Origin of the sequence: Paenibacillus plantiphilus (genome assembly GCF_927798095.1) — a bacterium.
In the GTDB taxonomy this organism is placed as follows: Bacteria; Bacillota; Bacilli; order Paenibacillales; family Paenibacillaceae; genus Paenibacillus_Z; species Paenibacillus_Z plantiphilus.
This window is the reverse complement of record NZ_CAKMMF010000001.1, coordinates 270,784-292,012: the sequence shown is the minus strand read 5'-3', so window position 1 is coordinate 292,012 and position 21,229 is coordinate 270,784. Positions and strand designations below refer to the sequence as shown.

General features: G+C 49.0%; 25 protein-coding genes and 1 pseudogene. 19 read left to right on the top strand and 7 right to left on the bottom strand.

Features of this window, described 5'->3' with window-relative positions:
- The first annotated feature begins 33 nt into the window (after window positions 1–33).
- The 13 genes from L6H65_RS01270 to L6H65_RS01215 are packed head-to-tail and all read left to right on the top strand — an operon-like array spanning window position 34 to window position 9,923.
- Window positions 34–2,610, top strand: coding sequence for a phage tail tape measure protein (locus L6H65_RS01270; protein ID WP_236338472.1), 2,577 nt, complete (start codon window positions 34–36; stop codon window positions 2,608–2,610).
- A complete protein-coding gene (locus L6H65_RS01265) occupies window positions 2,611–3,171 on the top strand; it encodes a phage baseplate protein (RefSeq protein ID WP_236338471.1) in 561 nt (186 codons plus the stop codon).
- Window positions 3,171–3,491, top strand: coding sequence for a phage baseplate plug family protein (locus tag L6H65_RS01260; protein WP_236338470.1), 321 nt, complete (start codon window positions 3,171–3,173; stop codon window positions 3,489–3,491). Before L6H65_RS01265 ends, L6H65_RS01260 begins: the two co-directional genes overlap by 1 nt.
- A complete protein-coding gene (locus L6H65_RS01255) occupies window positions 3,478–4,272 on the top strand; it encodes a phage protein (RefSeq protein WP_236338469.1) in 795 nt (264 codons plus the stop codon). Before L6H65_RS01260 ends, L6H65_RS01255 begins: the two co-directional genes overlap by 14 nt.
- Window positions 4,269–4,661, top strand: coding sequence for a Gp138 family membrane-puncturing spike protein (locus tag L6H65_RS01250; protein WP_236338468.1), 393 nt, complete (start codon window positions 4,269–4,271; stop codon window positions 4,659–4,661). Before L6H65_RS01255 ends, L6H65_RS01250 begins: the two co-directional genes overlap by 4 nt.
- Window positions 4,649–5,005 carry a DUF2634 domain-containing protein gene (locus L6H65_RS01245; RefSeq protein ID WP_236338467.1) on the top strand — a complete coding sequence of 119 codons (357 nt, stop codon included), beginning with the start codon at window positions 4,649–4,651 and terminating at the stop codon, window positions 5,003–5,005. Before L6H65_RS01250 ends, L6H65_RS01245 begins: the two co-directional genes overlap by 13 nt.
- Window positions 4,998–6,167 carry a baseplate J/gp47 family protein gene (locus L6H65_RS01240; RefSeq protein ID WP_236338466.1) on the top strand — a complete coding sequence of 390 codons (1,170 nt, stop codon included), beginning with the start codon at window positions 4,998–5,000 and terminating at the stop codon, window positions 6,165–6,167. The genes L6H65_RS01245 and L6H65_RS01240 overlap by 8 nt, the downstream gene beginning before the upstream one ends.
- On the top strand, window positions 6,164–6,796 hold the full coding sequence (locus L6H65_RS01235; protein WP_236338465.1) for a hypothetical protein: 633 nt from the start codon (window positions 6,164–6,166) through the stop codon (window positions 6,794–6,796). Before L6H65_RS01240 ends, L6H65_RS01235 begins: the two co-directional genes overlap by 4 nt.
- Before the next feature lie 20 nt (window positions 6,797–6,816).
- The gene (locus tag L6H65_RS01230) at window positions 6,817–8,301 is read left to right on the top strand and encodes a carbohydrate binding domain-containing protein (RefSeq protein ID WP_236338464.1); all 1,485 of its coding nucleotides are present in this window, start codon (window positions 6,817–6,819) and stop codon (window positions 8,299–8,301) included.
- Between the two features lie 16 nt (window positions 8,302–8,317).
- On the top strand, window positions 8,318–8,668 hold the full coding sequence (locus L6H65_RS01225; RefSeq protein WP_236338462.1) for a hypothetical protein: 351 nt from the start codon (window positions 8,318–8,320) through the stop codon (window positions 8,666–8,668).
- Entirely contained in the window at window positions 8,668–8,787 is a 120-nt protein-coding gene (locus L6H65_RS26510) for a CD1375 family protein (protein WP_253074658.1), read from the top strand. The genes L6H65_RS01225 and L6H65_RS26510 overlap by 1 nt, the downstream gene beginning before the upstream one ends.
- Before the next feature lie 31 nt (window positions 8,788–8,818).
- Window positions 8,819–9,307: a phage holin family protein gene (locus L6H65_RS01220; protein WP_307728290.1), complete on the top strand. Its 489-nt coding sequence runs from the start codon at window positions 8,819–8,821 to the stop codon at window positions 9,305–9,307.
- Window positions 9,279–9,923 (top strand): M15 family metallopeptidase, encoded by a 645-nt coding sequence (locus L6H65_RS01215; protein ID WP_236338460.1) that lies wholly within the window; start codon window positions 9,279–9,281, stop codon window positions 9,921–9,923. Before L6H65_RS01220 ends, L6H65_RS01215 begins: the two co-directional genes overlap by 29 nt.
- 40 nt (window positions 9,924–9,963) lie before the next feature.
- Here L6H65_RS01215 and L6H65_RS01210 read toward each other — a convergent pair whose 3' ends face one another.
- A complete protein-coding gene (locus tag L6H65_RS01210) occupies window positions 9,964–10,530 on the bottom strand; it encodes a hypothetical protein (RefSeq protein WP_236338458.1) in 567 nt (188 codons plus the stop codon).
- A 290-nt stretch (window positions 10,531–10,820) separates the two neighbouring features.
- On the opposite strand from L6H65_RS01210, the pseudogene lipA reads away from it, so the two are divergent.
- Together lipA and L6H65_RS01200 are read left to right on the top strand one after the other, a co-directional pair.
- Window positions 10,821–11,723 (top strand): annotated as a pseudogene (gene lipA, locus L6H65_RS01205) (lipoyl synthase); the annotation flags it as partial.
- A gap of 19 nt (window positions 11,724–11,742) precedes the next feature.
- On the top strand, window positions 11,743–12,465 hold the full coding sequence (locus tag L6H65_RS01200) for a YutD family protein (protein WP_236338455.1): 723 nt from the start codon (window positions 11,743–11,745) through the stop codon (window positions 12,463–12,465).
- Window positions 12,466–12,554: 89 nt separating this feature from the next.
- Here L6H65_RS01200 and L6H65_RS01195 read toward each other — a convergent pair whose 3' ends face one another.
- Window positions 12,555–13,352, bottom strand: coding sequence for an NAD kinase (locus L6H65_RS01195; RefSeq protein WP_236338454.1), 798 nt, complete (start codon window positions 13,350–13,352; stop codon window positions 12,555–12,557).
- A 65-nt stretch (window positions 13,353–13,417) separates the two neighbouring features.
- Window positions 13,418–14,521 carry a dipicolinic acid transporter SpoVV gene (gene spoVV / locus L6H65_RS01190; protein ID WP_236338535.1) on the bottom strand — a complete coding sequence of 368 codons (1,104 nt, stop codon included), beginning with the start codon at window positions 14,519–14,521 and terminating at the stop codon, window positions 13,418–13,420.
- A 421-nt stretch (window positions 14,522–14,942) separates the two neighbouring features.
- Here spoVV and L6H65_RS01185 point away from each other — a divergent pair, with 421 nt between their 5' ends.
- Complete coding sequence (locus tag L6H65_RS01185; RefSeq protein ID WP_236338453.1) at window positions 14,943–15,332, top strand: globin domain-containing protein; 390 nt, start codon at window positions 14,943–14,945, stop codon at window positions 15,330–15,332.
- A 3-nt stretch (window positions 15,333–15,335) separates the two neighbouring features.
- A complete protein-coding gene (locus L6H65_RS01180; RefSeq protein ID WP_236338452.1) occupies window positions 15,336–16,046 on the top strand; it encodes a DUF2225 domain-containing protein in 711 nt (236 codons plus the stop codon).
- 47 nt (window positions 16,047–16,093) lie between these two features.
- Here L6H65_RS01180 and L6H65_RS01175 read toward each other — a convergent pair whose 3' ends face one another.
- Together L6H65_RS01175 and L6H65_RS01170 are read right to left on the bottom strand one after the other, a co-directional pair.
- A complete protein-coding gene (locus L6H65_RS01175; RefSeq protein ID WP_236338451.1) occupies window positions 16,094–16,330 on the bottom strand; it encodes a hypothetical protein in 237 nt (78 codons plus the stop codon).
- Entirely contained in the window at window positions 16,327–16,533 is a 207-nt protein-coding gene (locus L6H65_RS01170) for a YycC family protein (RefSeq protein WP_236338450.1), read from the bottom strand. Before L6H65_RS01170 ends, L6H65_RS01175 begins: the two co-directional genes overlap by 4 nt.
- A gap of 248 nt (window positions 16,534–16,781) precedes the next feature.
- Between L6H65_RS01170 and L6H65_RS01165 the strand changes: the two genes are divergently transcribed.
- Window positions 16,782–18,587, top strand: coding sequence for a M3 family oligoendopeptidase (locus L6H65_RS01165; RefSeq protein WP_236338449.1), 1,806 nt, complete (start codon window positions 16,782–16,784; stop codon window positions 18,585–18,587).
- A gap of 167 nt (window positions 18,588–18,754) precedes the next feature.
- On the top strand, window positions 18,755–19,219 hold the full coding sequence (ndk, locus tag L6H65_RS01160) for a nucleoside-diphosphate kinase (protein WP_236338448.1): 465 nt from the start codon (window positions 18,755–18,757) through the stop codon (window positions 19,217–19,219).
- A 157-nt stretch (window positions 19,220–19,376) separates the two neighbouring features.
- Here the strand turns inward: ndk and L6H65_RS01155 are convergent, their stop codons facing one another.
- Both L6H65_RS01155 and L6H65_RS01150 read right to left on the bottom strand, forming a co-directional pair.
- Window positions 19,377–20,015 carry a nitroreductase family protein gene (locus L6H65_RS01155; RefSeq protein ID WP_236338446.1) on the bottom strand — a complete coding sequence of 213 codons (639 nt, stop codon included), beginning with the start codon at window positions 20,013–20,015 and terminating at the stop codon, window positions 19,377–19,379.
- 105 nt (window positions 20,016–20,120) lie between these two features.
- Window positions 20,121–20,888 (bottom strand): hypothetical protein, encoded by a 768-nt coding sequence (locus tag L6H65_RS01150; RefSeq protein WP_236338444.1) that lies wholly within the window; start codon window positions 20,886–20,888, stop codon window positions 20,121–20,123.
- Window positions 20,889–21,229: the final 341 nt, after the last annotated feature.

Here is a 21,229-nt window from a genome sequence, read left to right as displayed (position 1 = left end):
TTCCTTTTTTGGTTTAAGCGGGGAGGTGAAGTAATGGCTGGCGGGATCATTAGCAATTTGATGTATGCGATTGGTTTTAAATTCAACGATCGCGGAATTGCGGATGCAGAGTCTGGTGTTAACGATCTCACGAAAAGTGTCGTTGCTTTGGGAGTTGCTGGCGGAGCGGCGATGGTGGGTTTAGGAGCCGCTGCTCTTAGCGCTGCAACAGATTTTGAAGAAGCGATGTCTAACGTTAGATTGACAACAGGTCAAACAGAGGAACAAATGGAGGAAACGCGGGAAATCGCCAAATCCCTCTATAATCAAAACTTTGGAGAGGATTGGGCTGATCTCGGAGCCTCAATTTCTGCTGTAGCAAAGGCAACACAACTCACGGGAGATGCGCTTGAAACCGCATCCAGTGAAGCGATGCGGTATTCCAAACAATTTGATGGAGATGTGGCTGAATCTATTGCAGCTGTTAGCGTGGCAATGGAAAACTTCGGCGTTACCTCGACAGAAGCCTTTAACCTCTTGACACAAGGCCAACATCTTGGAGTAGACGGTCAAGGGGATATGCTGGACAGCATCAATGAATATTCCCAGGCGTTCGCCTCTGTGGGATTTGATATGGAAGATACGTTAGCTTATATGCAAAACGGCATGCGAGCTGGCGCTCGCAGCACTGACTTATTGGGTGATGCGATGAACGAATTCTCCATTCTCTCAATCGAGGTGGGCGGGACTGCGGCGGAATCGTTTAAGATGCTAGGGCTTGATGCAGAAAAGATGACGTCAACATTTGCGGCCGGTGGACCAAATGCCAGGAAAGCTTTCGGTGATATTGTGTCCATGATCTCTGATATCAAGGACCCGGTACAGCAAAACATTATCGGGATCGGGCTTTTCGGGACGATGTTCGAAGAACTGGGTGTAAAGGCGTTTTCGGCGCTGGATGACGTCAATTCAAACTTTGATAAAAGCAAGGGATCGGTAGCGGAGCTCGGCAACAGTTTTAATTCCATCGGAGATTCCTTTCAGTATTTCAAGCGCCATATCGAGACAGGGATTTTGATACCAATAGGACAAAAGTTGTTACCGTATCTTAATAAGTTCGGCGCATGGTTAGCCAGCCACCAACCGCAAATTGAAGCAGTAGGAAATGCAATCGCTGAAAACTTGGGTTTTGCTTTAGATTTAGCAGGTCAAGGCGTTAAATTTTTGTATGACAAAGTCGTCGAAATTGTCCCGAAGATCATTGATTTCAAGGATAGGGCAGTGGGGGCGTTCGAGTCCTTCAAGAGCATCCTTGAGGAAAACAAAACGACCATTTTAAGCGTTGCAGGTGTTATAGCTACTTTATTTCTGCCAGCATTAATCCAAACAGGGGTTCAAGCAACTATAAGTGGATTTAAAATGCTTGGCAGTTTTTTGGCGAGCATAGTTACTTCAGGTGCTGCATCGGCCAGCACAGCGGCGATAATGACAGGGAAGTTAATCATGTCTATCGTGCAATATGCCGCAGCTGGTTGGAAGGCTGTTTATTCCATTACAGCCACCACCGCAGCCTTTCTACTGCAAAAGACGATCATGGGTGTATCCGCTGTCGCGACATGGGCTATGACAGCTGCGCAGTGGGCGCTCAATTCTGCATTTCTTGCCAATCCAATAACATGGATTGTGATAGGTATCATAGCTGTTATTGTTGCTGTCATCCTCGTTTTCAAAAACTGGGGGAAAATAGGTCCGTGGCTGCTCGATATATGGAATAGATTTAAAGCAGGGATGATGAAGGTGTTCAAAACGATTTGGACCGGGATAAAAAATGTCTTCACCGCCATCGTTAACTTTTTCAAGCGTTGGGGCGTGACGATATTGGTCGTTTTGGGAGGCCCAATTGTTTGGGTTGTAGCGCTTGTCATCAAATACTGGGACAAAATTAAATCAGTGACAATGACTGTTTTTACTGCGATATGGAATTGGTTGAAATCTGTGTGGACATCCATATCAACGACTGTCAGCAACGTTGCTAGTCGAATATGGGGCGCTATTACGAAGGCGTGGGATAATATCAAAACCGCGATTCGTAATGCAATGGAGACAGTTAAGGAGACGATGTCAGGAGCATGGGAAAGTGTTGTATCCGCGGTGTCTGGAGTCGGTGAAAGGATCAAAGAAACATTGTCCGGCGCGTGGGGCGCGGTAAAAACGGCATTCGCAGATGCAATCAATTGGATTATTGACAAGTTCAATTCCATGATTGAAAAAATGAATTCTTTGTCTATTACAAATCCGTTTAACGGGGAAACGATCGGCGTGAATATTCCTACGATACCTAGAATAAACGGAAGTCACGAAGATGGTCTTGCAAATGTACCTTTTGACGGTTATATTGCTGAGCTTCACGAGGATGAGCGTGTTCTTACAGCCGCTGAAAACAAAGCATACACACCTGAGTCAGCTCCAGCTCGGACAGTGCGTAATAGTAAGCATGAAATCAGTCTGAAGGTCGGGTTTTCAGGGGCAGCAGCCAATATGAGCGGTGCGGACGAAACAAGAATGCGACAGATGCTCTCAGAGGTGTTTGAAAGTGCCATCCGCCGTATGGGACTGGAGGGAACGACCTAAATGGCGACGATAGACGGGCATTACGTGCTGGTTGAGGGCGAGGAGCAAACCTTTGAAAATGATGTTACTCAGCAGCCGGTCGAGAAAGGTATTGATATAACGGATCATGTCCAGCGTAAAGCTAGGACACTTCCGATCAGTGGCTTCGTTGCTGGTAATAATGCAGCCAAGACACGGGCTTATCTGATCAAGGCAGCTGACCAAGGTAAAGTCGTTAAATATGTCGGTCGCAATGCTTTTTCTGGGGTTATTTCGGGATTAACAACAGGACATGATAGTTCAATCGCAAATGGATTCTCCTTTTCATTGACTTTGATCGAGGTGCGGATTGCCACATCTTCCGCCGTTGGCAAGCTGCCAACCCCAATAAAGTCCCAGGCGGCTCCCGTCATTAGTTCGGGAACGAAGCAAACCAAGGATACCGATAAAGGTGGTAAAGGCGGTAAAGGCGGGAAGAAGACAGGAGGAAAGTCAAAGAAGAAAAAAGAGAAAGTGCAGAAGGTTACGTTTAAAAGCGGGGACAGCAAATGGAAGAATTATAAGGTAGGTGGCTTCTACTAATGGAGTACATCGACATTGAAAAAGAGTTGATCCCCTATCGTTTCGATATTTCCCTCGCCGAGGAAATGTTTACTTTCGAGGTCCACTACAATGCCGACCATGATTTTTTCACCCTCGATCTTGAACGGGACGGCGAGGTTATAGCGGTGGGCGAGAAGCTTGTGTATGGCATGCCGCTGTTTATTGATACTTGGGATCGGCGCTATCCGGGTGTAACCTTAATACCATTGGATGAGTCCGGAATATACTCAGCAGTTACATGGGACACGCTATCTAAGAGCGTGTTTTTGTATATTTGGGAGGAAGATGATGCGGAATAATTTTGGTCGAGTAGTCGAAATTATGGTCTCAGGAATGAAGTTCAATATGGACAACTACAACCTTGAAGGAACCGTTCCTTTTGACAATGACACGCTGCCAAATGAATCTGAAATCAAAATATGGAACTTGTCTTCTCAGACGATCAGTAAGATCAAACGAGGGGGAACTCTCATGGTCAATGCGGGGTACAAGGGAGACGTTGGTCTGGTCCTGCACGGGTTTATTTCTGCTGTCCAGACGCTTCGCGATGGGGTTGATCGAGTAACAACGATCAATGTTTTAGACTCCGAGGATTTATCCAAGCGAGTGCTTAAAGATGTTGCCTATACAAAAGGCACACTGGCCAGTTCAATCATAAAACAGATGGCACAGCAAATCGGGCTTCCAATTGCTCAATTTGACTTATACCAAGATTATCGGTATATGGACGGTTACACTGCTTCCGGAGAGGTCACTGAGATCATCGCTAAAGTCGCCCAGGATTGCCGAACAAGTGTCTACATCAACAAAGGCAAACTGTATGTCCGCAATCTACGCAGCGGGGCAGACGATCTATTTAGGCTATCTGAATCTACTGGATTGATTGGTGTCCCAGAGTGGCAAGAGAGCGATGGCGCACAAGGATACGGATTAACCTCCCAGTTGCAATACCGGATAACAACTGCATCTGTCATCGATCTTAAGAGCCGGTCATTTAGCGGGCGGCTTTACGTGCGCAGTGGATCCCATAAATTCAGCAGGACCGGAGATTTTATCACCGAAATGGAGGCGGTATTGTGAAGAATCCCGATCCTGCAGGCACGCTGGCCCGCCTAATGCTAGCAGGTATGAACAAGAAATATGGAGTTCTTAACGTTGCTCTACCGTGCAGGGTTTTGTCCTACGATGCCTCAAGCTGCTTGGCAACGGTTCAGCCACTTGTACGATCAGGACCGGACAAACCTGCACCGATAGAGTCCGTTCCAGCGCTAGGGCAGCGATATTCGGTAGATGGCGGAGCGGAACAGATATTTAAACCCTCGCTGCATGTAGGTGACGTTGTGCTTGTCGTTTGCGCGGACCGAGAGATTAAAAACACCTTGGCCGGTCAAATTGCAAGCCCGGATACGGCGCGGCAGCACAATCTTAATGATGCGGTAATCGTGGGGGTGTTTGGATGCAATCTTTAAAGTTGATTGACGGTGATCTTGTGTTCGATGGTGGCGAGCTTCAGATGATCGATGGTCCCGAGGAGTTGGCGCAGAGCGTACGGATCGCGCTCGGGACCAATAAAGGCGAGTGGTGGCTTGATCCGGACTTCGGGATTGATTTTTCACTGTTCTTTGGGAAGGATCTCAGTCAAGAAGAGATGCGTGAGGAAATCCGACAAGCTCTGCACCAGAACGATTGGATATCTACCGTTGAAGACATAACTATTGTGGCAGATCGGATAGCACGCAAGCAGTCCATTTCCTTTATTGCGACAGCGCTTAGCGGCGACACGATAACGGGGGAGGTGATGATCGATGCTTGATCGTACTGGATTCAAGCGCCAGAGATTCGAAGATATTTTCGGAAGCATGGAAGCCAAGACCAAAGAAGTATTCGGGGAGACGACCAACACCTCAGAGCGTTCGCCGCTTGGTCTTCTGCTGCGGGTTGTAGCTTGGGCGCTTGCACGGCTCTGGCAGGACACGGAGGCGGTCTATAACAACGGGTATATCAATACAGCTGAAGGTAACAACTTAGACCGTCTGGGTCCGTATGTGGGCGTTACACGTATCATGGCGCAATACGCCACAGGCTCGGTTGTGCTGACGGGATCGCCGGGCTACATCGTGCAGGCGGGATTTGTCGTCGCAGCGGGTGACTTTTATTTCGAGACGGATACTGATGCTGTTATTGCGCCCGAAGGTACAGCGACAGCAACTATTACAGCAATGGAACCCGGTCAGCGGGGGAATTTCGCAGCTAACATGATAACGGATATTGTAAACCCTAATGCAGATGTGACAGACGTTACAAATCCCATCTCGACGGGTGGCGGGAGGGAGAAGGAGACAGATCAAGAGTTCCGCGATCGCTTCGAGCTTTCGGTTTCTGCTGGCGGTGCGGGAACGGTGGACAGTATCCGAGGGGCGCTGTTGTCCGTTCCAAGTGTCCGGGCGGCTGCCGTCATCGAGAATACAACTAATGCGGTTGTTAATGGCCGTCCCCCTAAATCATTCGAAGCTTACGTTTTGGGCGGGCAGCCCCCAGATATTGGTGCTGCTATCTTCGGGAAAAAAGCGGCTGGCATTGAATCTTTCGGTGACGAAGCGGTAATAGTGACGGATCTGAGTGGTAACGACCACGAGGTCCGTTTTTCTTATGCTGAAACGATCACTCTGTCCGTACGAGTTACAGTGACCAAAAATGCCAGTTATCCAGCCGATGGGGTCGCGAAAATCAAAACGGCCATGATTAAGTATGTAGGCGGTGAAGATGCCGACGGACAACTATATGCGGGTCTGACGATGGGCGACGATGTAATCTATGCAAGGATGATCGCCGCTGTACTCAGCGTTCCTGGCGTAGAAGATACAACCATAGAGTTATCAACGGACGACGGTTCTATTTGGGAACAACAGAATATTGAAGTGGATCAGCATCAGGTTGCTCAGACTTCGGCGGCGCAGATCGAGGTGTTACCATGATTGACAACATGATCAAGCGGTTGATGGATGTTTTCGCAAAACGTCCAGATAGCAACGTTAGCAAATTACTTGCTATCATTCGCGACGAAATGGCGAAGGTGGATGAGACACAACAGCGGATGACTCTCTGGAAGGATATTGATCAGGCTGAGGGAACAACGCTGGATCAAATCGGACGCAATGTCGTCCAGCCGCGTGGAGCTGCTACTGACGAGGTATACCGCATCTTGATCAAGAGCAAGATTGCTAGGAATTTGTCCAAAGGTGACATTAACACGGTCATCCGAGTTATCGCGGTCGCAGTTTCAGCGCCGCTGAATGAAATCGAGATTCGCGAGAAGTTTAACGATCCAATTGACCCGGAGCCTGCGACCTTGTCTCTCATGCGCCTACCATTAGACAGGGTCAACGCATCCGGAATAAGCCTGCAACAGTTTGCACGTATCATTCAACGTACGGTAGCGGCTGGGGTGCGAGTTGACGCTGTTGAGTTGGCAGGAACGTTTGCGTTCGGAGCAATTGGAGATGAATCTGATCCAGATAGCGGGTTTGCCGACATCTTGCAGAATACCGGCGGGCGACTAGGAGCTGTGTTGCAGCCGGGAGAGGATACGGATCTTCCAATATAATATAGAAGGGAATCATGGACATGGCTTTTGAAGAACAACCGCCTAAATGGTTAGCGCCGGGAGTTGAACCGCCGGAAAGCAAGAAATCAGAAGGGTGGCTCCCGAACGAGCGTCCGCCAGCAGACTACTGGAACTGGCAAATGAACCAAGTCTACCTCACCTTGCTAGAGTTGCAGCAGAAGGCAGCGGAGGGAACAGAATTAACGGCTCTCGAATCCGCCTTACTCGCCCACATCAACGCTTCAGACAATCCGCATGATGTTACAGCCGCACAGATCGGAGCAGAAACACCGGCAGGAGCTCAAACCAAGGTAGACATGCATGCAATTGCAACATCAGTTCACGGGGCTACGTCAGCAGCAACAGCAAACCGCATACCGATCAGAGATAACAACAGTCGGTTTAAAGTGGGGGCTCCAGTTGCAGCGGATGATGTAGCGCGTAAGGATACGGTAGATAATGCTGTAACATACGGAGTGCTGCGCAATTCAATTATTAATGGTGGTTTCGATATATCCCAACGAATCGGAGTGTTAGGCAGTTTGACTCTCCCGGCAACAGGCGGGTCGGGGAACAATTACGGCTATGCGCTTGATCGTTGGTGGACTCAAGCATTTACAAACACCACAAGTAGTGCCTCTGTAACTGTATCTCAACAAGCATTTAGCTTGGGACAAACGATAGTACCAAACTACCCAAAATACCATTGTCGTATCGCTATAAATTCATTACCTGCGTTGGGGGCAAGTTCGGCGGTTATTCGCCACATACAAAGGATCGAAGGTGTTCATCTCTTTTCCGGTAAAAGTGCCACTTTATCGTTTTGGGCAAAAGCTAGTACAAATCGTTCCATCGCTGTGACAGCGGGTCAAGATTTTGGTATAGAGGGGAGCGCGGGAGTTACGGTCGGACAAGTCATAAATCTAACTACTTCATGGCAGCTTTTCTCTTTAACGTTTAGTTTTCCATCGATAAGTGGCAAAACGGTAGGAGAGCATAATCATTTAGCTATTAAAATCATTCCGTACAAACAGGACGATTTAGCCGGGGAAACTATTCCGTCTGGCCAGGTTGGCTCTTGGACGACGGGGAATATCGACATTGCACAGGTTGTGTTAAACGAAGGGGCCGCTGCATTGCCGTTCCAACCCAAAAGTTTTGCGGAAGAGTTGGCACTGTGTCAACGATACTATGAAAAGTCCTACAATTATGGAGTTGTACCGGGTTGGTCGACAAACATGGGAAGAGAAGGAAGCCGAGTTCAAGGGGCTGGAAATTATACTATGGAGTCCACTATCCATTTTAAGGTACCAAAACGCGTGTCTCCTACAGTTGGTGTATACTCAACTACAGGCGAATGGGGGTTCTGGCGGCTTGGAGGTTCTACCAATATCGCGCAAAGTGCAACTAATGTCTCGGAGACAGGATTTCTTTCGTTTTCGACTCGCGAATGGGCGCTAAACGATATCTATGAGTATCAGTGGACAGCGGACGCAGAGCTATAAGGATAGGAGGGGCGACATGGAACACAAACACTATTACCGGTTAGATGAAGATGGCATTGTAATCCTTGCATTCTCGGATGCGTTCCAGCAACCGGAGGAAGCGGACCACTATGTCACAGACGGGGGGAGACACTTTAACCCGACAATAACCAGTGTTCGCGGGCAATATCTCTATAAGCTTGTAGCAGGAGAGATTGTTGAACGATCTCAGCAGGAACTTGAAGAGGAATGGGCAGCTCGGCCAGCGATTAAGTCGCCGGAGCAGCAGCGCATTGAGCAACTGGAGGCCGATAACGTCTCTCTTATGACTGCTATGGCAGACATTTATGAACAGCTAATAACCCTGCAATCAGGGGGCGAGGCCTAATGGCTGCAATCTACTTTAGATTGATCCAACTCGGCATTAAGACAATCGACGATGTGCCGGATCGGGACAGGGCCGCAGTACAAGCGTTAATAGATAACAATCAAGAGGGCTCCGCATAGCGCGGGGCTCTTTTCTATTGGAGGGGTCAACTTGATAAATCATTTGAAGGAATACGGAATTAATCTGGCGACAGCAGCAATCGGCACGAACGGCAAAGAGGCTGCATTGGGAGGTACGGTTGCTGCAGCGGGTATTATTCTGTCTGACCTATTGGGCGGATGGGACACGGCTTTAAAGGTGTTGCTTGCACTCATGGTTGCTGATTATATCACAGGTCTGCTAGGCGCAATCAAACAGCGCAAAGTGAATAGTGACACAATGTTTTGGGGAGGTATCCGCAAAATTACCGTTCTTTTTGTAATCGGCCTTGCGGCTCTGTTGGATGACTGGATTCAACCAGGCGCTCCAATATTTCGTACAGCCGCGATTTATTTCTATGTCGGGCGCGAAGGGCTGTCAGTCATTGAGAACCTGGGCACGATCGGCACACCAATGCCGCGTGCAATGACCGATTTTCTCACGCAGCTCAACGAGAAGGGAGACGGTAAGCATGCTGACGCTGGACCAAGTAAAAAGTAAATCAGCCAAACGGCTGGAGGGGCTGCTACCCGCAGTCCACGCTGCAGCCGTCAAACTGATCGAACGGACTTATGCACGCGGCGTGCCGATCATCATCACACAAGGACTCCGCACAATCGAATATCAGAACGAGCTTTTTGCTCAAGGGCGAACGAAACCCGGTCCCATTGTCACAAATGCGAGGGGCGGCAAGAGCTTCCATAACTACGGCGTGGCGATTGATTTCGCGCTGCTTCTGCCCGATGGCCGCACCTGCTCATGGGATATGACGCGGGACGGCAACGGGAATAAACTGAAGGACTGGATGGAAGTCGTCGATGAAGCCAAGAAGCTCGGCTTTGAATGGGGCGGGGATTGGCCTCATTTTAAGGACAACCCCCACTTGCAGATGACGTTCGGGCTCACGATCAATGATTACGCTGCTGGAAAACGTCCGGCAGCTCCAGCAAAGGAGGATGAGTGCGAAATGAAAGCAGCGGATGCGAATTTGATAATCAAGAGGTTCCTGCAGCCGGACTGGGCGGATGCCAAGAAGAAAGGCGATGCCGCAGGAATGCAAGAAGCAAACCGCCTTGCAAACGTGTTGCGCGAAGCAAGCGGACAACCTAAACAATAAAAAGAAGCCCTCGGCCTATGCGGTCGGGGGCTTCTTTGCGTTATTTAATAGTAACAAACTTTGTTACAAAGTCAGCTCTATAATCTTTAGTGAAATACTTGTTAGAAACTTCGGTCCGCCATTTTTCGTTTGAATCATCGGAGCCAATCTCTTTGAAGTCAACTTTGAAATATTCTTCAGCAGTTGTGCGGTCAATGTCGATACTATAAGTTTTTCCTTCAAAAGGGATTGATATTTTCACTTGATTCATTCCTTCAAATTCTTTGAATAGGCGAGTAGATTCTTCCATTAGAATCTTGTTAATAGCATCACCAGTGTCAAAGTATGTAGAATATCTGGCTTCATCAATATTCGATTTAGGATTTTCCTTTTTATACGAATCGAAATCACCGAAGTAGGAGATTGTTATTGAATTATCCTCAATTAATCTTTCCTTGATGAACGTATTTCCTTTTAGGTTTTTACTATAGGCCTCGACAGCTGCCTTGTCCAGCTTTTCGATTTTCACATCTTCTCCTCCATTCGTCTTCTCCTGATTGACACCGCAAGCTGAAACAAGCATTATTATAGCTAACAAACTAATCACGATACTAAACCGCTTAATCACTATTATTCCCCCTCTAGTTAATCTAATTGTGATTCTACTATATACTTCTACAAATCCCCACAAGTTTCAACAAATTCTCAAACGCTTGTGATTTTGAAAAAAATAAAATCACTTAAAAATCACATTTTCAGTGAATACAAGAGAAGTCCAACGAATATCGAACTGATAATAATGGTAGGAATCAACCAAATAACCATCGAATACGAATGTGTGCGGAGCCAAACGAAAGTGATCTTTTTATCCGAAACGTGATATAATAAGATGCAGGAGACTGAGACTACAGAAAGCAGGTATGGCTCATGAAGACGAAGAAGCTTCCTGAACGCAAGCCGGACTGGCTTAGAATAAAATTAACGACAGGCGGCAACTATGCCGAGCTGAAAGATATGATGCGTTCCAAGACACTGCACACCGTTTGTGAAGAAGCACGCTGTCCGAACATTTATGAATGCTGGGCGAATCGTACCGCAACCTTTATGATATTAGGCGATATATGCACGCGGGCTTGCAGATTCTGCGCAGTAAACACCGGCATGCCGACAGAGCTGGATCTGCAAGAGCCGGAGCGGGTGGCTGAAGCTGCGGAGCAGATGGGACTAAAGCATTGCGTAGTCACTTCGGTTGCACGCGATGATTTGGCCGATGGGGGCGCGATGATTTTCGCCGAGACAGTCAAAGCGATTCGGAAGAAGCTGCCCTTCTGCAGCGTAGAGGTGCTTATTCCGGATTTCTTGGGCAATCGGGACGCGCTCCAGACGGTCATGAATGTGAAGCCGGATATTTTGAATCATAATATTGAGACGGTTGAAAGGCTGTCTGATCGCGTCCGGGCGAAAGCGAAATATCCTCGTTCTTTGGAATTGCTGAAGCGGGCTAAAGAAATGCAGCCAGACATTCCGACGAAATCGAGCATTATGCTCGGAGTTGGCGAAGAATGGGATGAAATATTGCAGGCGATGGATGATTTGCGGGCAGTAGATTGTAATATTTTGACGCTAGGCCAATATTTGCAACCGTCGCCGAATCATCTGGCTGTTGAGCGCTATGTTCATCCGGATGAATTCGCGAAGCTCAAGGAAGAGGGGCTGAAACGCGGGTTCAGCCATGTTGAATCCGCACCGCTTGTTCGCAGCTCTTATCATGCGCATGAGCAGGTGAAGTCCGCTTCAGAGGCGAAGACGGCAACCTTGTGAGAAGGAGTGGGGAGCAGCTTTGATCCATATTAGCGGCAGAACCTATGAATTAATATACGAACACAAAAATGCCTGGAATCCGGAGTCGTTTCGGGAGCGGTACAGCGATGTGCTGGAGCGCTATGATTATGTTATCGGAGATTGGGGCTACAGCCAGCTGCGTCTAAAAGGCTTCTTCCGTGATAATCATCCGAAGGTAACCCGTGACAGCATGTTTTCGTCTATTGTTGATTATATTAACGAGTATTGCAACTTTGGCTGTGCATATTTTGTCCTTCAGAAGCATCCGGATATGAAACGGGAAGGCAATGAAGGCGAGGCTGGACGCGATGACGAGGATTACGGCTCTCCAGAACGTAAGGAGAGCAGTGAAGAGGGAGAAGCAGCTTCGCTTACAGCGGCATCCGAGGAAGGGCAGGAGCAGCCAGCTCGCGTGCTGCCGCGTCATCAACGTGATCCGCGCCGTGAGCGCCATCAGCGGAATAAGGATAATCAGAAGGATAGCGATAAGGAACAGTCCAAGGAAGGACGCAAGCCCTTCGCTAAGGATCGGGATAAACGGGATCGCAGCAGCAATGGGCAGGGAGCTGCCGCAGGCAGCAATCAGGAGCGTCCACGTCGCAGCAATGATCGTGAACGTCCGGGCAAACGGCACTTCTCAGCAGCTTCGAAGGCAGCACCGGTTGCAGCGGCTGCGGAGACACCAGCCCAGTCGCCTGCTCAGCCACAGGACAAGGAATAGCTGCATCATGCGGCTTTTAAGCAGAAAACCTCCAAAACCACTGAAGGGCGGTCTTGGAGGTTTCTTCTGTTTGGAGTTATTCGTTATTTCTATTTCACATCGTAGCCAAGAAAGGCCTCGCGAACCCGATTCCAGAAAGGAAACGGCCTGTATCGGGCAAAGCTTACTTTGTGGTCTGCAACACTGCAGCGAATGGAACGTATATCGCTGCGCGTCATGTTGAGATGGTCGAAAGCGAGCTGCAGCCGCTGCTCCTTGCGTGAAATAATATCGCAATGATGGTGCTGCGGCAGTAGAACAGAGGAGCCGAGCGTTCGGAAAACCCGATTGTTGATGGATGCGATCTCGGCAAGCTGCAGCGATTCAATCGATGGATGAATAACAGCCCCGCCTAGACTTTTATTGTATGCCGTGCTTCCGGATGGAGTAGAGACGACGATTCCGTCACCGCGAAACATCTCGAACAGCTCGTCATTAATATCAATTTGAGCGACTAGTGTGCCATCGACGCCCTTGATCGTAAATTCGTTCAATGCGACATGCGAGGATGTGCCCTCGTCTGTAACCAAATCGATTTGCGCAAGCGGATAACGAACGATCCGGGGCTCGTTGTCAGCCATCATGCGAACCAACTGCTCTAGCTCATCGGCCTGCCAGTCAGCGAAAAAACCGAGATGCCCCGTATGGACGCCAATGAACGCAACGTCAGCGATCCGGTCAATATGAGAATGAAAGGCTTGCAGAAGCGTCCCGTCTCCACCGATTGAAATAACCATTTCCGGCTGATCATCATTTCGCTTCAGCCCCAACTCCGCTGCAAGGGTATGGAATCGCTCCGCCAGTTCCTTAGACAGTTGATCTCCCCTGTCCACTATGACATAGTTCAATGAAACAAGCTCCTTCCGAACGGATGATACTTCGATTCTATCGGAAATCTCCCCCGAATACAATGTTATCCTACAGGTCCTAATAATCTCCAGAGCAGGTAGACGAGCGCACTGGCTATACAGCCATGGATGAACCTGGCAATCAGAAAGGGCCGGTATCTCAGATCGGTGCGGCTGAGCAGGCTTGCAATTTGGGCGTGAACGGATAATCCGCCCCAGGACAGGATGAAGGCGGCAATTGCGGTCTGATGCATAAGTCCGCTTCCTATAGCTGCTCCTGCAGCCTTCGCGCCTAGCGTTACCTCAAACAAGCCGTTCACCACCGCATTCGATAATGAGGCAGGGAGCCCAAGCAAAGTCATAACCGTTCCAATTCCGGCTGATAAAGCGCTAATCGTCCCTGCCTGTGTCAGCAGCTCCATTAAGACGGAGAAGAATACAACTAAACCGCCAACAACGATCATGAGCCGAAGGGAGGCTTGAATCGCATCCTGAAACAGTGTGCCCAGTGGTCTTCCATCGAGAAGCCTGGCCTGGTGCATAGCTTTGACAGCTTCGATGAGCCGCGGGCTTTTGCGTCTGTTAGAGCGTAAGCTGCTGCCTCTGTCAGATGGCGGACGCCATGCTTCTGCATCCGTTGATCCACGCGAATGACGGTCATGATACCGCATCATAAAACCGATCATCATCGCCCCGCCATAATGAGCCGCCGCTAGAATGGGAGCAAGCGCAGCGTTGTGGAAGAAACCGACGGCCACGGCCCCAATGAGAAAGATGGGATCAGATGAGGTAGTGAATGCAACGAGCCGTTCGCCCTCGGCTCTTGTTATGAGCCGCTGTTCCCATAGCTGGGACGTTAATCTGGCGCCAACAGGATACCCTGACGCGAATCCCATTGTAACAACGAAGCCGCCAATGCCAGGCAGACGGAATAGAGGACGCATAAACGGATCCAGCATAGTGCCGAAGAAATGGACGATTCCGAATCCGAGAAGCAGCTCGGATATGACAAAGAAGGGGAAAAGTGCAGGAAACAGAACCTGCCACCATATAGATAAACCGCGGACTGCCGAATCAAGCGCTGCAGCAGGGAAGATTGCGAGCAGCAGGGCAATAAGCACAGCGGACCAGGCGGGTATAACTGCCGGTCGAAACAGAAAGTGCAGTATGTGCACAAAGTCCCACTCCAATCCGTATTAGCTCGGTTATTATTGTATATGTGAAGCATTGGACAAACATCACTTAGAGCTTCTGTTGGGGCGGAAAATAATTTCGAAAACGCTTGCAAAACATTGTATTTTTTTCGACATATTTATGATACAATGGCAGTACATCGAACGCTTGGGGTGATGACTTATGAGTATAATTGCTGGCATCCTCGTTTGCGCCTTTGTCTATGTTATCCGGGAGTCATTATTGGCTCCAGGTGAAGAGGATTACGAAAGCTGACGAATTGTTTATTCGTACTATTCAATGACCTAAATGCCCTTCTTGAGGGCATTTTTTTTGTCTCTTTGGCGTACATGCACAATAGAGGAGAATATTTGTGATATAATTCAAAAGAACTACAAATTGGAGTTGGAATAGACGATGAATAACTATAGAACGATTTATGAAGCGGTTGGAGAAGATGCAGGAGTAAGACGAATCGTGGAGGCCTTTTATCCCAATGTACAGGCTCATCCACTCCTCGCCCCGCTTTTCCCCGAGGATATTAATCCAGTGATGGACAAGCAGCATATGTTTTTAACGCAATTTTTCGGAGGGCCGTCTCTTTATTCGGATGCCTATGGACACCCGATGATGCGTGCCCGCCATATGCCCTTTCCAATTACGCCGGAGCGTGCGGAGGCGTGGCTGTCATGTATGCGGGAAGCGTTGACCGAGATTGGCATGCCAGAGGATTTGAAGACAATTGTGATTGAACGATTATCTGGACCGGCTCACCACTTTATTAATACGAACGAACGGGAGATGTGAACTATGGAGCCGCTGTACTCGACAACTATTACATGCATTTGCTGTGACAGTCCATTCCAGTCATCGCGGGTTAGACCGAGCTTCAAGAAAGCCGCGTCACGGGACAGCGATTTCTGCTCTTATTACAAGAACGACATTAATCCGGATTATTATGTTGTTCGTGTTTGTCCGAAATGTGGTTTTGCTACAACAGAGAATGGAATAGATGTGCTGAATGATCGGCAGAAACAGCAGTATTATGACCGGATTGGCGTTCATTGGGCGATGCGGGATTACGGCGGCAAGCGTACGATAGACCAGGCAATGGAATGCTATAAGCTTGTACTGCTGTGCATGCAGGTGATAGGCGGCAAGGATCGAGTGGTCGCTGGAATACTGCATCATATTGCGTGGCTGTACAGGTATATGGAGCAGCGGGAGCAGGAGGATCGTTTCCTGCGCTTTGCGCTAGAGGCTTATATCCGCGTATATGAGACGGAAGGTGTAACACTTAACAATGCGAAGCTGATGTTCCTTATCGGGGAATTGCATCGTCGCCTTGGAGACAAGCATGAGGCTGTGCGCTGGTTCTCGCGAGTTGTTAATGACAAGAAGATTGTGGATGCATCCATGATCCGCGCCTGCCGCGAGCAATGGCAGCTGCTGCGCCAAGAGCAAGCTGATAAAGAGGAATCAACAGGTTCAGAGGATGGACAGGCGACACTAAATGCTTAATGGGAAGACAAGAAGCCGATCGGGCGAGCAATCGCGGATCGGCTTCTTTATGCTTGGCGCAGTATCGTATCGGTCAGCAGATAGTCGGGATCGGCATCAAGGATTGTTACTCGACTGTGACAGCATGGGAATACAAGCAGACGTTTCTTGCCGCTCCTAATATCCTCCAGCTCGCGAGGGCGAAGCGGAAGCAGGACATTATCCTGCTGGCAGAAGGGACAGGATTGGACATAGATGTCCTTCATAATAATATCGTAAGGCCACGCGCGTTCGAAAGGGATCACGATTGTGAGGCTCCTTTGCCGTCGGAGCTGCTCTCGGGGCTGGCTGCCGCAGCATCTTGTGAGGAAGCGGTCGACTTGGCCAGCTCAGCAAGCTTCTGCAGCAAAATATGTTTGGGCATATGCATCAGGTGCTCAAGTGGCACATTCATCTCTTTGGATAGCTTGAGTGCTGTTTCCGCTGAAATCTGCAACGGTTTGGACATAGTAATCTCTCCTTCTTGGAACGGCGCATCTGGTGCTGCCGATCATGTTCGCTGAATATTGGAAATTAGTGCGGCCCATTCGATATAATATAAGTTATACACCGTGTATGGAAAAACTGCAACGCGAAGCGGTCAATAATAGTGGTGACACCCGTACCGCCCCACCGCGCGCTGAGAGCGGTGCATGGTGATGGTATAGGTCAAGAACGCGGCTCAATACCGCATGACAGTAAGGAGGAGCAGAATAAATGGAGCAATTGTATCCAATGAAGTGGGATTTGGATGTGTTTTATGAGGGAGGCTCTGGCTCATCCTCGTTCGGGAACGAATTGAATGCGCTGGAGGCCGACATTAAGAAGCTCTCAGCCGATCTGACCGCATGGGCAGATTCGCCGTCAGAGGGGATCAATAAACGGGATAAGCTGTCGGAATGGACATCCGCTGTGCAATCTATTCTGCTGCGGCTGCGGCAGTCGGAATCGTTCGTCTCGTGCTTGCTTGCGCAGCAGGTGAAGGATACGGCAGCGATGGGCTTAAACGACAAGGTGAAGACGTTGGCGGCTAAGTTTAACGGGGTGCTGACAAGCTATGACGAGCAGCTCCGGTTAACCGATGACGAGGAGTGGCAGCACTGGCTGAAGGGGGATGAGGCTGCTTCTCTAGCTTTTTCACTCAATGAACGGAGGGACGCAGCCAAAGAGAAGCTGACGCCCGCGCTTGAAGCGCTTGCTGGCGAATTAGCGGTCGATGGTTATCATGGCTGGGGAGACTTCTACAATACGATCGTTTCTCGCGCCAGATTCGAGGCTGCTGACACTGACGGCACGATAAAGTCACTGTCTGCAGGACAAATGCACAACCGGCTTTCCAGTGGCGACAGGAGCGTGAGAGAAGCCTCCTTCAAGGAGTGGGAGCGAGAATGGGGAGAGCAGTCTGAGCTGTGCGGCGAGGCTTTGAACCGTCTGGCAGGCTTCCGCTTAAAGCTGTATGACCGACGGGGTTGGAGCTCTGTTCTGAAGGAGCCGCTTGCTATGAACCGAATGAGCGAAGCGACGCTTCAAGCGATGTGGACAGCAGTCAATGAAGCGAAGTCTGAGCTGGTCCGCTATATGGAGCGGAAGGCGAAGCTGCTTGGCGTTGCGAAGCTGGATTGGCATGATGTGGAGGCACCGCTCGGCTCTGCAAGCCGAACAGTTCCATATGATGAAGCGGCATCCTTCATTCTTGACCGATTCCGTGAGTTCAGCCCTGATCTGTCGGATTTCTCGGCAATGGCGTTCCGCGATGGCTGGATTGAAGTAGAGGATCGCGCGGGCAAACGTCCTGGCGGTTTCTGCACGGCGTTCCCTAAGAGCGGTCAAACACGTATTTTCATGACCTATTCGGGGACCGCCTCGAACATCTCGACATTGGCGCATGAGCTGGGGCACGCTTATCATCAGCATGTCATGAATGATCTGCCGCCGCTTGCGCAAGAGTATGCTATGAATGTCGCTGAGACGGCATCGACCTTCGCGGAGCTCATTGTTTCCGATTCGGCGCTTCAAGCAGCCGTTGACGAGAATGAGAAGCTGGCGCTGCTGGATGATAAAATTCAGCGATCAGTCGCTTTTTTTATGAATATTCATGCCCGGTTTCTGTTTGAAACGCGTTTCTACGAGCTGCGTCGCCAAGGGATGGTAAGCCATGCGGAGCTGAGCAAACTCATGGAAGAGGCGCAGCAGGAAGCCTTCTGCGGGGCGCTTAATGAACTGCATCCGCATTTTTGGGCATCCAAGCTGCATTTTTACTTAACGGATGTGCCGTTCTACAATTTCCCTTACACGTTCGGTTATTTGTTCAGCAGCGGAATTTACGCTGTGGCGCAGCAGGAAGGGGCAGCGTTCGCAGAGCGTTATGTGGCGCTTCTGCGGGATACGGGCCGGATGACAGTCGAAGAGCTGGCGAGCAAGCATCTTGGCGTGCGTCTGGATGAGCTTGAGTTCTGGCGCGGTGCAGTGGCGTTGACGAAAGCAGATGTGGACGACTTCCTTGCGCTCACGACTGATCAATAACGGATCAGAACGGTCCAAAAACGGATATGCTTGTGCTTTGAGATTGATCTTCTGCAGACTGTATACATGTGGCGAATAATGGAATATTAAAGGGTGAGGACAAACAGCGCAGCTTAACGACTGCGCTGTTTGTCTATTGGAGCCAGTCAGTTGGAAGGAGAATGGGCATGGAACGGACATTTGTGATGATCAAGCCGGATGGGGTAAAGCGTGGTCTCATTGGTCCCATTATTACCCGGTTTGAACAGAAGGGGTTTCATCTTGCAGCGATGAAGCTGATGAGGATTGATCGCGCGCTTGCAGAGCGTCATTATGGAGAGCACCAGGATCGTCCATTTTTTGGCGAACTGGTCGATTTTCTAACCTCGGGGCAAGTATGTGCGATGGTGTGGGAAGGTCAGAATGCGGTTGCGAATACGAGAGCGATCATTGGCGCGACGAATCCTGTACAAGCATCGCCGGGGACCATCCGTGCCGATTTTGCACTCGATATTGCCAGCAACATTGTTCACGGATCAGATTCGCCCGAGAGCGCACAGCGAGAAATAGCGCTTTTCTTTGATGGAGCACCTGCCCTCGAAACAATGTACAGAATGACAGGCGATGGAGCTGCGCTGAATACGACGCATTGAAGGGCGAATATGACGGTATGCGCGCAGTAATGTCTGCGGTAAACAAGATTATCGACCTTTTTGCAGGAAGTCAGCGATTATAATCCCCTTAAACAGCAAAGCTGTCCCGGCAGTAGTCATCTACTCGCGTGGGACAGCTTCACTATGATGTATGATATTAGAATGTTTCGTTGATGACGAGTTTGTCTAGCGGCAAACGATCAGTTGCACGAGCAGGTGTTGCAGCTTCGCCAATTGGCAGGAGCATAACTGGAATGAAGCGAGCAGGAATTTTTAAGGCTTCAACTAACTTCGCGGAATCAAAGCCGCCCATCGGTACTGTATCGTAGCCTTTTGCTTTAGCCGCAAGCATTAGCTGCATGGAAGCAAGACCGGCATTTTTGTTCGCTTCATCTCGTGCTACTTGCGGATTTTGATACGCGCCAGCCACTTGATTGACCATATTATCATGAATTTCCTGCGTAATCTGTCCTGCTGCGAGCTTCTCGCCATATATTTCTTGTGCAGTAATATGCGCTTCTAAATCACCCAGAACGACGACAGTGACTGAAGCATCCGATACTTGCTGCTGACCATAGGAAATCTTCGTCACAAGATCCTTCTGCGCTTGATCGCGGATGACGAGAAAACGCCATTGCTGCAAGTTCCATGAGGAAGGCGCTGCTGCGGCCAATTCCAATATTTCATTCAAAGTTTGATCTGGAATAGTAACATTGCGGTTGTATTGACGTACAGAATGGCGCGCCCGAATGACCTCTTCGGCTGACAGGGCGGTAGAAAGGTTAGTCTGGTTCATTATTATTCTCTCCTTTTATATAGTGAGTTATGGGGAAGCTGCTTGATAATCATTAACAACTAACTTTATTATAGTTACAATTAATTTATTTAGCAACTGCTTTTTTTATACTGGATCAAAGGGCCCGTTTTTCATCTGGAGCAGTATGTTTGGGTGATTCGTTGCAATGTGGAGCGGGGCGTTAATGTCATACCCGATGGATCTGTAGCTATTGTTGCTCTTAACAAGATCATATTGAATTAGAGAGCTTCCCTTATCCGGCAAAGCAACAGATTGTATTGCATGTAGAGCAAAGGTCCCGCTAGTGGATAGAGCACTGAACTCCCAAGCCAAGCCTGAACCAACAGCAGTATAGTTGAGGTTCTCCGATCGATCACCATAGTGTACCGTCGCAGCAGAATGGGGCTCCAAGGCATAGCTGCCGCTATAAGCGATTGCTATGCCAGCTAACAGATCCTCCGTGTTTGGCAAGGGAGGCCCATCCCATTCAAAGGAGCCGATGATGAATTTGGATTCCTCATAGCGTTCGTCAGCCTTTGTTCCCTCGAATAGGTACAATGTCAAGGAAGTATATTGCTGCTCCGTGGTCCATTCATCGCTGTCGACGCTTCTAATCTCATTGTTGTCTGTGATGATGAAATTATTCTTTCCCTTTCTTGCACGAGTTATTTCCAGATTCTCAGACAATTGATCCCAATCGGATTTTAATGTGTAGGATGCTTCCGGGAATAGTTCTGCCGCCTGGAGATGGTTGTTATTATGCTCGACTACTACAAACTCTGTGTAAGGTTTGTTATCGAGGGAGGTATTCGTATTTGAGCAGCTTGACAGCAGGATGGTGATCAAAATAATGATGGGCACAGACAGTCGCATAATTAACACTCCGTTTCCTTACATTGATGCTAGCCAATCCTACATCTCGCAGTGAATTTGATAATCTCGGGTAATAAGCTTCAGTACTTATCGTAAGTTGCACCTGTCTAACAGGTTACTTGATAAACACTCTCTAATCAAATAATAATTTCCAAATAGACCACCAACGCCGCTCAATATAGCGCTTCAAGCACACGCAATCTGAACGTCCTAATAAACACTTCGGAAATTTTGTGTTGACTGCTGATCTGCACCTGTGGTAAATTATGGTCAATCAAATCGAACGAATACGGAAGCACCGTAAATTAGCAGTCATGACTGCGACATTTATGGTGCTTTTT

What these genes read in the sequence shown, in the direction of transcription:
- L6H65_RS01165 (WP_236338449.1), top strand. Translation starts at nt 16,782, where the DNA reads ATGGAGCAATTGTATCCAATGAAGTGGGATTTGGATGTGTTTTATGAG.
- L6H65_RS01170 (WP_236338450.1), bottom strand. Translation starts at nt 16,533, where the DNA reads ATGTCCAAACCGTTGCAGATTTCAGCGGAAACAGCACTCAAGCTATCC.
- ndk (WP_236338448.1), top strand. Translation starts at nt 18,755, where the DNA reads ATGGAACGGACATTTGTGATGATCAAGCCGGATGGGGTAAAGCGTGGT.
- L6H65_RS01215 (WP_236338460.1), top strand. Translation starts at nt 9,279, where the DNA reads ATGCTGACGCTGGACCAAGTAAAAAGTAAATCAGCCAAACGGCTGGAG.
- L6H65_RS01255 (WP_236338469.1), top strand. Translation starts at nt 3,478, where the DNA reads ATGATGCGGAATAATTTTGGTCGAGTAGTCGAAATTATGGTCTCAGGA.
- L6H65_RS01185 (WP_236338453.1), top strand. Translation starts at nt 14,943, where the DNA reads ATGAATAACTATAGAACGATTTATGAAGCGGTTGGAGAAGATGCAGGA.
- L6H65_RS01230 (WP_236338464.1), top strand. Translation starts at nt 6,817, where the DNA reads ATGGCTTTTGAAGAACAACCGCCTAAATGGTTAGCGCCGGGAGTTGAA.
- L6H65_RS01240 (WP_236338466.1), top strand. Translation starts at nt 4,998, where the DNA reads ATGCTTGATCGTACTGGATTCAAGCGCCAGAGATTCGAAGATATTTTC.
- L6H65_RS01180 (WP_236338452.1), top strand. Translation starts at nt 15,336, where the DNA reads ATGGAGCCGCTGTACTCGACAACTATTACATGCATTTGCTGTGACAGT.
- L6H65_RS01270 (WP_236338472.1), top strand. Translation starts at nt 34, where the DNA reads ATGGCTGGCGGGATCATTAGCAATTTGATGTATGCGATTGGTTTTAAA.
- L6H65_RS01150 (WP_236338444.1), bottom strand. Translation starts at nt 20,888, where the DNA reads ATGCGACTGTCTGTGCCCATCATTATTTTGATCACCATCCTGCTGTCA.
- L6H65_RS01245 (WP_236338467.1), top strand. Translation starts at nt 4,649, where the DNA reads ATGCAATCTTTAAAGTTGATTGACGGTGATCTTGTGTTCGATGGTGGC.
- L6H65_RS01225 (WP_236338462.1), top strand. Translation starts at nt 8,318, where the DNA reads ATGGAACACAAACACTATTACCGGTTAGATGAAGATGGCATTGTAATC.
- L6H65_RS26510 (WP_253074658.1), top strand. Translation starts at nt 8,668, where the DNA reads ATGGCTGCAATCTACTTTAGATTGATCCAACTCGGCATTAAGACAATC.
- L6H65_RS01235 (WP_236338465.1), top strand. Translation starts at nt 6,164, where the DNA reads ATGATTGACAACATGATCAAGCGGTTGATGGATGTTTTCGCAAAACGT.
- L6H65_RS01155 (WP_236338446.1), bottom strand. Translation starts at nt 20,015, where the DNA reads ATGAACCAGACTAACCTTTCTACCGCCCTGTCAGCCGAAGAGGTCATT.
- L6H65_RS01260 (WP_236338470.1), top strand. Translation starts at nt 3,171, where the DNA reads ATGGAGTACATCGACATTGAAAAAGAGTTGATCCCCTATCGTTTCGAT.
- L6H65_RS01265 (WP_236338471.1), top strand. Translation starts at nt 2,611, where the DNA reads ATGGCGACGATAGACGGGCATTACGTGCTGGTTGAGGGCGAGGAGCAA.